Source organism: Streptomyces sp. G5(2025), from assembly GCF_049542075.1.
GTDB lineage: Bacteria > Actinomycetota > Actinomycetes > Streptomycetales > Streptomycetaceae > Streptomyces.
This window is the reverse complement of sequence record NZ_JBMUZT010000002.1, coordinates 1,556,269-1,568,619: the sequence shown is the minus strand read 5'-3', so window position 1 is coordinate 1,568,619 and position 12,351 is coordinate 1,556,269. Positions and strand designations below refer to the sequence as shown.

The 12,351-nt window shown below is 70.4% G+C and carries 9 protein-coding genes and 1 pseudogene; 3 read left to right on the top strand and 7 right to left on the bottom strand.

What is annotated here, in order from left to right:
* Nucleotides 1-42: 42 nt before the first annotated feature.
* The 3 genes from ACOBQB_RS07380 to ACOBQB_RS07370 all read right to left on the bottom strand — a co-directional run bounded on the left by ACOBQB_RS07380 (nt 43) and on the right by ACOBQB_RS07370 (nt 2,390).
* The gene (locus tag ACOBQB_RS07380; protein WP_423589737.1) at nt 43-435 is read right to left on the bottom strand and encodes a VOC family protein; all 393 of its coding nucleotides are present in this window, start codon (nt 433-435) and stop codon (nt 43-45) included.
* Nucleotides 436-544: 109 nt separating this feature from the next.
* Nucleotides 545-1,918: an MFS transporter gene (locus ACOBQB_RS07375; protein WP_423589735.1), complete on the bottom strand. Its 1,374-nt coding sequence runs from the start codon at nt 1,916-1,918 to the stop codon at nt 545-547.
* 163 nt (nt 1,919-2,081) lie between these two features.
* Entirely contained in the window at nt 2,082-2,390 is a 309-nt protein-coding gene (locus ACOBQB_RS07370; protein ID WP_423589734.1) for an ArsR/SmtB family transcription factor, read from the bottom strand.
* Between the two features lie 167 nt (nt 2,391-2,557).
* Between ACOBQB_RS07370 and ACOBQB_RS07365 the strand changes: the two genes are divergently transcribed.
* Entirely contained in the window at nt 2,558-3,982 is a 1,425-nt protein-coding gene (locus ACOBQB_RS07365) for an MFS transporter (RefSeq protein WP_423589733.1), read from the top strand.
* A 244-nt stretch (nt 3,983-4,226) separates the two neighbouring features.
* On the opposite strand, the pseudogene ACOBQB_RS07360 reads toward ACOBQB_RS07365, so the two are convergent.
* Nucleotides 4,227-4,853, bottom strand: a pseudogene (locus ACOBQB_RS07360) (NmrA family NAD(P)-binding protein); the annotation flags it as partial.
* Nucleotides 4,854-5,160: 307 nt separating this feature from the next.
* Here ACOBQB_RS07360 and ACOBQB_RS07355 point away from each other — a divergent pair.
* Entirely contained in the window at nt 5,161-6,318 is a 1,158-nt protein-coding gene (locus tag ACOBQB_RS07355) for a S1 family peptidase (RefSeq protein ID WP_423589732.1), read from the top strand.
* Between the two features lie 24 nt (nt 6,319-6,342).
* On the opposite strand, the gene ACOBQB_RS07350 is transcribed toward ACOBQB_RS07355, so the two are convergent.
* The gene (locus tag ACOBQB_RS07350) at nt 6,343-6,597 is read right to left on the bottom strand and encodes a DUF397 domain-containing protein (RefSeq protein WP_423589730.1); all 255 of its coding nucleotides are present in this window, start codon (nt 6,595-6,597) and stop codon (nt 6,343-6,345) included.
* A complete protein-coding gene (locus ACOBQB_RS07345; RefSeq protein WP_423590470.1) occupies nt 6,594-7,505 on the bottom strand; it encodes a helix-turn-helix domain-containing protein in 912 nt (303 codons plus the stop codon). The genes ACOBQB_RS07350 and ACOBQB_RS07345 overlap by 4 nt, the downstream gene beginning before the upstream one ends.
* 28 nt (nt 7,506-7,533) lie before the next feature.
* Between ACOBQB_RS07345 and ACOBQB_RS07340 the strand changes: the two genes are divergently transcribed.
* Complete coding sequence (locus ACOBQB_RS07340; protein WP_423589728.1) at nt 7,534-7,962, top strand: ATP-binding protein; 429 nt, start codon at nt 7,534-7,536, stop codon at nt 7,960-7,962.
* A gap of 174 nt (nt 7,963-8,136) precedes the next feature.
* Here ACOBQB_RS07340 and ACOBQB_RS07335 read toward each other — a convergent pair whose 3' ends face one another.
* Complete coding sequence (locus tag ACOBQB_RS07335) at nt 8,137-11,955, bottom strand: GH92 family glycosyl hydrolase (RefSeq protein WP_423590468.1); 3,819 nt, start codon at nt 11,953-11,955, stop codon at nt 8,137-8,139.
* Nucleotides 11,956-12,351: the final 396 nt, after the last annotated feature.

The window sequence follows — 12,351 nt, the reverse complement described above, 5'->3', positions numbered from 1 at the left end:
GCCCTCGTCTTTTCGTCCGCGGCCGTGGGGCCGGGCGCGCTCCTACTTCTGAGGCCGGCCGCCGTACGGGACCGTGATCAGTTCCATGGCGTGGTCCGAGGGGTCCGGGAAGTACACGCCCCGGCCGCCGTCGTTGTGATTGATCTCGCCCGGCTGCTTCTGGTGCGGGTCCGCCCAGTGCTGGATGCCGCGCGCCCGGATCTTGTCGTACGCCGCTTCGAACTCCGCCTCGGAGACGAGGAAGGCGTAGTGCTGCGGGGTGATGTGCTCGGCGGGGACGGTGGCGAAGTCCAGCGTGACTCCGTTGCTCAGGGCCACCGCGATGAACGGGCCCCATTCCGAGGCGATCTGGAGTCCCAGGAGGTCCGCGAAGAACTCGGCGGACTCTCGGTTGTCCCGGGCGTGGACGATCGTGTGGTTCAGCTCGACTGACAAGGAATGCCTCCAACAGGCATCTCCTGACACCTCCATGCCTCACCCGGCCGGTGACCGACACGCGATGTCGCCGTGGATCTTAGACACGGCGACGTCGCGCTGTCGAGAGCTATCTCCTGCGGCCCGTCAGCGCCCCGGCCCCGGCCACGGCCACGGCTGCGCCGAGCACACCGATCGCCGCCCACCCGAACGCCGTCCGGAATTCGGCCCCTTGGGCCTGACCGCCGCCGAGCGCCGCGCCCACCAGGACGGCGAGGCCGAGCGAGCCGCCGAGTTGGTCGACGGAGCGCTGCACGCCGGACGCCGTGCCCGCGTCGTCCTCGGTCACGTCGGAGAGGGCCGCGTTCTGCAGCGCCACCAGGCCGATGCCCATGCCGGCCGCGACGCCGAGCATGCCGGGCACGACGTCCGTCCACAGGCTGCCGTGGTCGGGCACCCGGGCGAGCAGTCCGAGCCCCGCCGCGGTCAGCAGCAGCCCGAGCAGCGCGGTGTACGTGACGCCGAGCGCGCCGATCAGCCGGGCCACCTGGGAGATCGCGAGCAGGAGCGCGGCGCAGAACGGGAGGTAGGCCAGCCCGGCCTGGAGCGGGGAGAGTTCGATGACCTCCTGGAGGTACAGCGTGGCCAGGAAGAAGGTGCCCGAGAGCGCCGCGCTGAGCGGCACCGTCGCCGCGTTCCCGAGCGCCCGGAGGCGGTGCGCGAAGAACGAGAGCGGCACCAAGGGGTTCTTGGACCGCGCCTCGACGGCGACGAAGGCGGCGAGGAGCACGGCGCCGGTGAGCAGCGTGGCCAGGGAGCCGCGCAGCACGCCGTGGACCAGGCCGAGCGGCCCCGCCGTCAGGAGAGCGGCGCCGGGCAGGTCGAGGCGGCCGGGCCGCTCGGGGCGCGGGCCGTCGGCGCGTACGAGCATCGGGGTCAGGACGAGTACCGCCGCGGTGAGCGGCACGTTGACGCCGAAGATCCAGCGCCAGTCGAGGAGTTGGACGAGCGCGCCGGACAGCAGGACCCCCACGACGAGGCCGCTCGCGGAGATCGCGCCCCAGATGCCGAGCGCCTTGGCGCGTTCCTCGGGGGAGGGGTAGAGCAGGGCGATCAGTGACATCGCGGCGGGGGAGGCGAGGGCCTCACCCGCGCCCTGCGCGAAGCGGGCGGCGACCAGGGTCTCCAGGTTCGGCGCCAGCCCGGCCACGAGCGAGGCGAGAGCGAAGAGCGCGGCGCCGAGCAGGAACATCCGCCGCCGGCCGAGCAGATCGGTGAGCCGCCCGCCGAGCAGCAGAAGGCCGCCGCCGACGAGTGTGTAGCCGGTGACGACCCAGGACAGTGCGGCCGCGTTCGCGTGGAAGCGGGCGCCGATGGCGGGGAGGGCGACGTTGACGACGGTCACGTCGATGGCGATGAGGAACTGCAGGAGGGAGAGCAGTGCGAGGACGGGCGCGCGCCGCGCGGAGGCGCGCTCGGAGAAACGTACGGTGAAGGCGTTCACGTGAAGGGCACTCCAGATCGGCCCCGGGCCGGTGAGCGGCGGGGGCTGAGGAAGACAGGGCGCTTCCGTGCCACGGACCCGCGGGGGCGGGTGGGGCACCTGGAGTTACTTGGTCACGGACATGGGCGGCACGATAGTCGGTCGCGTGCCGGGGCGCACCTGGTTATCCGGCTGCCACTAGGGCCAGGAGACCCGGGAACCGCTCGTCCAGTTCCTCCCTGCGTAGCATGGCCGTCCTGCTGTTCCCGCGGTCGACCATGCGCAGCAGGCCCGCCTCGCGCATCACCTTGAAGTGGTGCGAGGTGGTGGACTTCGACACGGGCAACTGGAAGTAGGCGCAGGTGCGTTCGGTCCCCGCCGGCTCGTGCAGGAACCGGGCGATCACTCCGAAGCGCAAGGGGTCGGCGAGTGCGTGCAGGACCGCGCGCAGGTCCATCTCTTCGGGGAGGGGGTGTCCCTCGTCGTCCGGCATGGGGGCGCCTCCTCGATGGGTTCGGTTCGACCAGGTTCCACTAGGTTCCGCTAGGTTCCGCTAGGTCCTTTGAGGTTCGCCTTGCATCGTACCTCAGGGCGTGTCAGGATAAGGTTCGATCATTTTCGAACCTTCTTCCTTCTCCGATCTGTCCTGGAGTCCTTTCCGTGTCACGTGCGCAAGCAGCGCCAACCACCCCCGCAGCGACGCGAGTTGAGCCGCAACGGACGCCCGTCCTCCCGCTCGTCGCGATCCTCCTCGCCGTCTTCGTCGTCCCGATGTCCATCTCCGGAACCGCCGTCGCCCTGCCCGGCATCGGCACGGACACGGACGCCGGGGCGGCCCCGCTGCAATGGGTCGTCAACGCCTTCAACGTCGCCTTCGCCTGCTTCACCCTCGTCTGGGGCTCGGTCGCCGACATCGTCGGCCGTGTCAGGGCCTTCGCCGTCGGTGCCGCCGTCTACGCCGTCGCCTCGCTCGCGAGCGCCCTCGCCTCCGACGTCCTCCTCCTGGACGCGGCCCGCGCCCTCGCGGGCATCGGCGGCGCGGCCATCTTCTCCTGCGGTTCGGCGATCCTGTCCACGGTGTACGAAGGCCCCGCGCGCGCCAAGGCGTTCGCGCTCTTCGGCACCGTCGCGGGCGTGGGGGTCGCGGTCGGCCCCTCGCTCTCCGGGGCGCTGCTCCAGGCGTTCAGCTGGCGCTGGGTCTTCGCCGTGCACGCGGTGGCGCTCGCCTTCGTCCTGATCGCGGTACCGGCCATCGCCCGCTCGCTCCCGGCCGCACCCCGTCCGGGCGGCGCACGTGTCGACGTACCCGGCAGCGCGGTCTTCGTCGTCGCCATGGTGCTGCTGACCACGGCCATCGTGCAGGGCTCCCAGTGGGGCTGGGGCAGCGCGGGCGTGCTCGGGCTCTTCGCCGGGTCCGCCGTCGCGCTGGCCGCCTTCACCACCGTCGAGAAGCGCCGCGCCCACCCCATGCTGGACCTGGGCCTGCTGCGGAACCGCCGCTTCCTGGGCCTGTGCCTGGTGCCGGTCGCCGGCTCCTTCGGTTTCGTCACGATGCTCACGTACCTGCCGAGCTATCTGACGGAGGTGACCGGCCGCGGCACGGGCGCCGCCGGGCTCCTGATGGTGCCGCTCACCGCGCCGATGCTCGTCTTCCCGCTGCTCGCCGCCAAGTTGGTGGCCCGCGGCGTCCCGGCACTCACCATCATCTACGTCAGCCTGGGCGCCCTGGCCGTCGGCGACGCCGCCCTGACGCTCTTCGGGCCGGACGTGTCCGTCGCCGTCGTCGCCCTGCCGATGATCGTCACCGGCGCGGGCATGGCCCTGGCCGCTGGCCTCGTCGACGGCCAGGCCCTCGCGCTCGTCGACCCCGCCAAAGCGGGCATGGCCGCGGGCTTCCTCAACACGCTACGGCTCGGCAGCGAGGCGGTCGCGGTGGCGCTGTACGGCTCGGTACTCACCACACTCACGGCGTCACGGTCGTACGACGACGCGTTCCACCTGGTGCTCTGGGGGCTGGCCGGGGTCTGCGCGGTGCTGGGGGCGATCGTCTTCGCGCTGCTGGACGGCGGCCGCGACCGTCGATAGTCACCGATTCCCGCGCCGCCACGCCTCCAGAGTCAGCAGCCCCGGGTGCCGCTCGCGCAGGGCGGGAACATCGGCCTCGTACCCCACCTCGTCGAGCCAGGCGAACATGTTCGCCAGGTCGGCGGACCCGGCCCGCACCTCCCCCCCGCACCTCCCCCCGCACCTCCTCGATGGGATGCCGCTCGAAGCGGGTCGGGACGCCGTCGACCCGGGTGAACACCTTGGCGATCTGCCGTACGCTCAACTCGTCACCGGCGATATCGAACGTCCCGCCCATGAACTCGCCCGGGTGGCCGAAGACTTCGGCGGCGATCCGGCCGATGTCGCTCAGCGCGATCATCTGGAGCGACGTGTCCGCGTCCAGAGGAACCGACCCCACCCGCTCACCGTGCTCCGCCCGCGGCAGCAAGTACGGCCAGTTCTCCATGAAGAACACCGGCCGCAGCACTGTCGCGGGCACACCGACCGCATCGAGGTACGCCTCGATCACCGTCTTGGCCTCGAAGTGCGCGACGCCGGACGCGCGCCCGGCCGCGCCGACGGAGCTGTACACCAGGTGCGCGGCGCCCACGGCCACGGCCGCGTCGGCGACGTTCTTGCCGCGCCGCACCTCGGCCTCGGGGGCCGGGCGGGTCAGGTCGGCGGGCTGCACGCTGAAGACGCCGTGCACGCCCCGCGCCGCCGCGAGCAGCGACGCGGGGTCGTCCAAGTCGCCGACGGCCAGTTCCGCACCGCGCGCCTGGAGGTCCTTGGCCCCCTGCCGCCCCGGGGCACGGACGAGGGCGCGCACCGCCCACCCGTCGTCGAGCAGCCTGCGGGCGACGGCGCCGCCCTGGCCGCCGGTCGCGCCCGTCACCAGGACGGTCTTCATGTGCGGCATGGCCAGTTCCAAGTGCGCGGCAGGGGCAGGTCACCACGGGGAACACCGCTGCCCGCCCCACCAACACCCCCTGATATCGCTGGACTTGTCATGCCTCGGCGTCTCGCCGCGCGCGGATCGATGAGTCCAACACATGTTTTTCACGCCACCGATCGCGATTCCGGATCAATGGCCGCGGCCCAGGCCATGGACTTGCCCGCGCCCTCTCCCTACGCTCTCCCGGGCACCGAATGAGAGCGCTCTCAGCAACGTAACTCTGTTCCATCCCCACCCCGTTGGAACGACGAGAGGTCCCCCAGTGAGACGCGTAACCGGAGCACGCCTCGCCCTGTCCGCCCTGCTCGTGACGGCCACCTGCGCCGCCACCGGCCTCGCCCCCGCCACCGCCGCCGACTCCCGCCCCGCCGACCGTCCGCCCGCCTCCGCCGCGCTCCTCGACGCCATGCGGCGCGACCTCGGCCTCACCCCCGCCGCCGCGCGCGAGCGCCTCGCCGACGAGCGGCGGGCCGTCACGGCCGAGCGCGCGGCACGGAAGGCGGCCGGCGCGGCGTTCGGCGGCGCCTGGTTCGACGCCGGGCGCGGTCGGCTCACCGTCGCCGTGACCGAGCGGCGGGCCGTGCCGGACGTACGCGACAGCGGCGGCGGCGTGGACGTGCGGCTCGTGAAGCACAGCGCCGCCGCCCTGGACGCGGCGAAGAACCGCATCGACAAGTTCAAGGCCCCAAAGAGCGTGGCGAGTTGGCGGGTCGACCCGCGGGCCAATCGCGTCGTCGTCGATGTCGTCGCCGGGCACCGGGGCGACAACGACGTCTCGGCGTTCCTGCGCCGCGCACACGCCACCGCGCCCGTACGGGTGGACACGGTCCCCGAGGCGCCGAGCACCTACGCCGCCGGAACCGTCGGCGGCGACCCGTACTACACCGGCAACGTCCGCTGCTCCATCGGCTTCTCCGTCCACGGCGGCTTCGTCACGGCCGGGCACTGCGGGCGGGCGGGCGCGGCGGTGCGCGGCTGGGACGGCTCCGCCATCGGCACCTTCCAGGGCTCCTCGTTCCCCGACAACGACTACGCCTGGGTCTCCGTCGGCAACGGCTGGTGGACCGTGCCGGTCGTACTCGGCTGGGGCACCGTCCCCGACCAGCTGGTGCGCGGCTCGGCGGAGGCGCCGGTCGGGGCGTCGATCTGCCGCTCCGGTTCCACCACGAAGTGGCACTGCGGCCGGCTCCTCGCCAAGAACGAGACCGTCAACTACTCCGACGGCACGGTCGTCCACCAGCTGACCAAGACCAGCGTCTGCGCCGAGGGCGGCGACTCGGGCGGCTCGTTCCTCAGCGGCGACCAGGCCCAGGGCGTGACGTCCGGCGGCTGGGGCAACTGCGGCAGCGGGGGCGAGACGTGGTACCAGCCGGTGAACGAGATCCTTCAGCGGTACGGGCTGCGGCTGCACACGGCCTGACACCGACGGCCCGACCCGCCGCCGTCAGCCGCGGGGCTCCTGAGGGAGGTTCAGGAAGGCGGTCCAGGCGCCCGGCGCGACGGTGAGCTGCGGGCCGTCGCCCGGGTTCTTGGAGTCGCGGATGTGTACGGCGGCGGGGTGGGCGGCGACCTCGACGCAGTTGCCGCCGTCGCTGCCGCTGTAGCTCGACTTGCGCCAGGCGTAGGCCACTTCGAGACACTGGCCACCCTCGCTGCCACTGTAGGTCGACTTGAACCACGTAAGCGCGGTGCCGCTCATTGCTCTCCTAGCAGACGGTCCAGAAGGTCCCTGGTGTCCTCCGAGTTCAGGGCCTGTGTCCGCAGCATCGCATATTTCTGGGTCAGGATCGCCACCTCGTCCGGATCTGCGATCAGCTGGCTGCCGCGCTGCGTTTCGGTGTACGCGAGCCGCTGGTGCTCAGGGGTTTCCAGAAGCACGAACGGCCCGTCAAGCCCCGCATGGGTAGTGCGTCCGAGAGGCAGGATCTGCAAGGTCAGGCCAGGGAGTTCGGAGTGCGTGCGCAGGGCACGGAGCTGCTCGACGTAGACCCTTGTGCCGCCGAGTCGGTCCCGCAGCGCCGCTTCCCAGAGCACGAAGCTGGTGGTCGGCGGCACCTTGCGACGCAGGATCGCCTGTCGTTCCATTCGGGCTGTGACGTGCTGCTCGATCTCGTCCTCGTCGTACACCGGAACGCGACTGCGGAAGACGGCTCGCGCGTAAGCCTCGGTCTGCAACTGGCCTGGTACGGCAAGGCTGTCGTAGACGGAGATCGCGATCGCCTCCCGCTCCCGGTCCAGATATTCCTCCGCCCACAGAGGGATCAGATCCACTTCCGGCATGTTCTCGACGGCGGTTGCCAGCGTCCCGTTCGTCCCCAGCAGCGCGTCCAACCGCACCGCGAGGTCCATCTTCAGGGCCCGCCGCCCCTGTTCGATGGAGGCGATCGTCTCCTCAGCGATGACGAAATGCTCGGCCAGTGATTTCTGTGTGTACCCGGCGGCCTCCCGGTGGAGGGCGAGCAGCGCGCCCACCATCTTCCTCGCCGAGGCGTTCCTGTGTGATCGTCGCTTTGGGTTGCTCATGCGGTACAACTCCCCATCGAAGGCCGTGCGCTTCACCCTGAGAACCCGTACAACGCGGATGTACGAGTTCACGCACTGCTTCATGATGGCCACGCACTGTGACTCTCGTCACGTGAATGAGAAAACTCCCCTCCCGTCCCGGCGGGAGCCCCGTGAACGCTTCTACCGGCGCGAACGCCAGTCCATCCCCAAAGCTCGCGCCTTCGTCCGCGCCGCCCTAACCGGCTGGGACATCCGGGAACGCGCGGACGACATCACGCTCTGCGTCAGCGAGGTGGCGACCAACGCGCTGCTGCACGGCGTCCCGCCCGGACGCGGTTTCCTGCTCCTGTTGCGCCGCGACGCCGACGTGGTCCGCGTCGAGGTGCACGACAGCGGCGGTGGCTGGCCCCGATGCGGCGTCCTCGCGGAGGACACCGACGAATCGGGGCGCGGCCTGCTGCTCGTGGCCGCCCTCGCGGACAAGTGGGGCGTGATGGAGCGCGACCCGGGCAAGGTCGTGTGGTTCGAGATCAGTACTGGTTCGGCCGCTTCTTGCTGATCATGTGGCCACGCCGAAGTACGCGCCCAGGGCGGTCAGGTAGCGGGATCGTCACATGCGTGCCGGTGTGCCGTCGGCACCGCCACTCTCGCTCTCGCCGCCACCGCCGCCGCGCTGTTCGGTTGTACCGACGATCCGAACGACAGGGTCTTTTCGAGCGCTCCGCCGGGGGGATCAGCTGAGCAGTTCCACCTCCGCCAGGGTCGCGGCGCCGTCCGGGACGAGCCGGTAGTGCCGGTACGTTCCCGGACGGCCGACCGTGAACACCCGCGTCTGCTGGTCCCAGGCGAAGGACTCGCCGGAGCGCTTGTCCAGCTGCTTCCACCTCCGCCCGTCGGCCGAGCCTTCCAGGACCCAGCCGCGCGGCGCCTTCGCCCTGTCGGTGGACGATGTCAGCGTGTACTGCGCCGCCCTGGTCTTCTTGCCGACCGGCAGCTCCACCGCCCCCGACTCCGAAGTGGTCGCCGTGGCCGAGGAGTTGTCGAAGAGGGCGCCCTCGCCCACCAGCGCGTCCTTCTTCGGGGACGGCACCTTGTCGTCCCGTGTGATGGACGTCGGCTGGGCGTTCTTGCCGGAGCCCCACGCGGACGGCTTCGGGCCCATGTCGAACTCCAGGACCCCGCCGCGCGCGATCAGCTTGTGGGGGAGCGCGGTCGACGTCCACGCCTTGCCGTTGACCTTGAGGCCCTGCACGTACACGTTCCGCGCGCTGTTCCTCGGCGCCTTGACGACCAGGTCTCGGCCGTTGTCCAGGTGCACGGTCATCTTCTTGAACTGCGGTGAGCCGACAGCGTATTCACCACTGCCCATCACCAGCGGGTAGAAGCCGAGCGAGGAGAAGAGATACCAGGCGGACTGCTCGCCGTTGTCCTCGTCGCCGTGGTAACCCTGGCCGATCTCGCTGCCGGTGTAGAGGCGGGCGAGGACCTCGCGGACCTTCTCCTGCGTCTTCGACGGCTGCCCGGCGGCGTCGTACATGTACGCCACGTGGTGGGCGACCTGGTTGGAGTGGCCGTACATGCCCATGCGGACGTCACGCGCCTCCGTCATCTCGTGGATGACACCTCCGTACGAACCCGCGAACTCGGCGGAGCCGGTCTCGGGCGTCGCGAAATACGTGTCGAGCTTCTCGGCCAGCTTCTTGCGGCCGCCGTAGAGGTTGGCGAGGCCGCGCGAGTCCTGGGGGGCGGTGAAGGCGTACCCCCAGGCGTTGGTCTCCGTGTAGTCGTGACCCCACACGCGCGGGTCGAACTTGTCGGAGGGGGCACGCCACTTGCCCTTGGCGTCCTTGCCCTGGAAGAAGCCGGGAGCCGTACCGGCCCCCGCCGCCTTCTCGTCGAAGAGGTTCACGTATTCCCGCGCGCGGTTGAGGAAGTACTCCGACTCCTCCTTGTAGCGCTTGACACCCGTCTTCTTGTAAAGGGCCGCGCCCATACGGGAGATGCCGTAGTCGTTGAGGTAGCCCTCCAGCGCCCACGACAGGCCCTCGTGCGTCTCGCTGCTCGTGTAACCGAGGAACGGCGACGTCTGCATGCCCTTGCGACCGACACCCGAACTCGGCGGTACAACCGTGGCGTTCTTCAGTGCGGCCTCGTACGCGGCCTTCGCGTCGAACTTCACGTCCTTGACGTACGCGTCGGCGAACGCGACGTCCGACGAGGTGCCCGTCATCAGGTCCGCGTAGCCCGGCGAGGACCAACGCGAGGTCCAGCCACCGTCCTTGTACTGCTGCACGAACCCGTCGACCAGCTCGCCCGCCTTCTTCGGCGTGAGGAGCGAGTACGCGGGCCACGTCGTCCGGTAGGTGTCCCAGAAGCCGTTGTTGACGTACGGCTTGCCCTCGACGATCTTCGCGCCGGTGTGGGTCGGGGTGTCCGGCCCGGTCTGCGGCGAGAAGGGTGAGGCGTACTTGTACGTCGCATGGCCGCCCCTCGAAGCGACCCTCTCGAAGCCCGAGTTGGGGTACAGATACAGCCGGTACAGCGACGAGTACAGCGTCGTCAGCTGACCCTGGCTCGCGCCCTCCACCTCCACCTTGCCGAGAATCGCGTCCCACTGCTTCTGGGCGCGGTCCTTGACGCGTCCGAAGGAGGTGCCCGCCGGGATCTCCTGGGCGAGGTTGGCCTTGGCCTGGTCGACGCCGATGAGGGAGGTGGCCAGCCGGAGGGTGACCGCGCGGTCCTTGCCGGGGGCGAAACGCAGGTAGCCGGTGACGTCACCGCGACCGCCGCCGTCCAGCTTGCCGCCCGCGGTGACCGGCGCGTCGAAGGTCCCGTACACGAACAGGCGTGTGGCGCCCGTGGACAGCCCGGACTTCACGTCCGAGAAACCGGAGACGATCCCCTTCTCCTCGTCGAGGGTGAGACCGCCCTTCTCCGAGACGTTGTCGAAGATCACGCTCGCGTCGTCACCGGGATACGTGAACCGCATCATCGCGGCGTGGTCGGTGGGCGCCATCTCCGCCTTGAGGCCGTTCTCGAACGTCACGCCGTAGTAGTGCGGGCGCGCCGTCTCCTTCTCGTGCCGGAAGGGCAGCGCCCGCTGGGTCCGCGAGGCGCTCGGGGTGTCCTTGTCGACGGACGGCATCAGCTGGAATGTCTGCCGGTCGCCCATCCACGGGCTCGGCTCGTGGCTCGCGCTGAACGCCTGGATCGTCGGAAGGTTGTCGTCGTTGTTGCCGCGCGCGTAGTCGTACAGCCAGCTGAGCGACCCGGCGTTCGTCGCCGGCGTCCAGAAGTTGAAGCCGTGCGGGACGGCGGTCGCCGGAAAGGCGTTGCCGCGCGAGAAGCCGCCGCTGGAGTTCGTACCGCGCGTGGTGTCCGCGTAGTCGGAAGGGTGTGCCTTCGGCTTCGGCGGGGCCTTCTCCTTCAACGACACGTCGTCCAGCCAGCCGCGGAACTTCGCCGGGCCCTTCGGGGCGTCGTACGCGACCAGGATCCGGTCGACCGTCTTGCCGCGTGCGACCTCGCCGACGCGCGAGGCGACGTTGTTCCACTGGTTGACGTAGAGCACCTTGGCGGCGCCCTGGCCGCGCGGGTCCAGCGGGAAACCGTGCTGGTCCGTGGCCTTGAGGTCGCTCAGATACGTGCCGTCGGTGAACGCCAGGTCCACGGAGACGTTCGTCGCCGCGTAGTCGAGGTCGCCCTCGGCCATCGAGGGGAAGACGCGGTAACCGAGCTCGGTGTTCCGCCGCACCGGCACGTTCACGTCGAAGACCTTGTTGTACGAGTAACCGCGGCCGTCGGCCTTGTGGGTGCCCGCATAGCGCAGCGCGTGTCTGCCCGTGAACCCGGCACGTGACTTGGCGGTGGGTGAACCGCTGGGGCCCCGGTCGACCAGGCTCAGCATGTCCTCGGGGGCGGGGGCCTCGGCGCCGCCGACCGAGAGCTGGACATCGGCCAGTTGGAGTATGTCCGGGGCGCCGTTGTTCGCCGTGATGTCCAGGCGGTAGTGCCGGTACGCCGTGGCGTTGGCGAAGTCGTACTTCTTCGTCTTGTGCCGGCCCTCGAAGGCCTCACCCTTGCGCTCGTCGAGGACCTTCCACTCCTTGCCGTCGGCGGAGCCCTTCAGGGTCCAGTCCTTGGGGTCGCGCGGGGCGTGGTCGTTGGCGGCGGTGAGCGCGTACGTCACCACCTTGGCGGGCTCTTTCAGGTCGAACTCGACCCAGCCGTCCTTCGCGAACGTCAGCCACTTGCTGGTGGCCTCGCCGTCAACGAGGTTCTCGGCGACTTCCCCCGAATCCGCGTTCTCCCCGCTCGCCCGCACCTCGGTGACGTGGTCCATCACGCTGCCGGGCAGGCCGGAACTGAACGCGCCGTTGACGCCCGAGGCCTTCTTCTCGCCCCCGGGGCCGGTCTCGACGGTGCTCACCCAGTCGGGCTGCGCCTCGCCCTCCTCGAACGAGGATACGAACTCCCGGTCACCGTAGGGCCGTTTCTCGGGCCCCGCGACGGCGGCCCCCTGCGCGGCCACGACGAGCGCGAGCGCCAGCATGCCGACGGCCACGGGCGGACGGTGGTGTCTATGACGAGATCTACGTGCCGTGTGCGGCATCCCCGAGCCCCTCCTTGCGAGTTGGACAACGTTGTCACGATCGCTGCGCAAGGTCTAGTAGGGAGCCAAGTGTCAAAAGGTGTCAAGGCTGTTGACGCGTTTCGTGGGACGGCCCATTGGCCGCGGCGGGCAGGCGTCCTGAAGGGGCGCGGGGAACGGCGCGAGCAACCACGTCGGACCCGCTCTCGCCCACACCGCTCCGGCGGGCAGGCGTCCTGAAGGGGCGCGGGGAACGGCGCGAGCAACCACGTCGGACCCGCACTCGCCCACACCGCTCCGGCGGGCAGGCGTCCTGAAGGGGCGCGGGGAACGGCGCGAGCAACCACGTCGGACCCG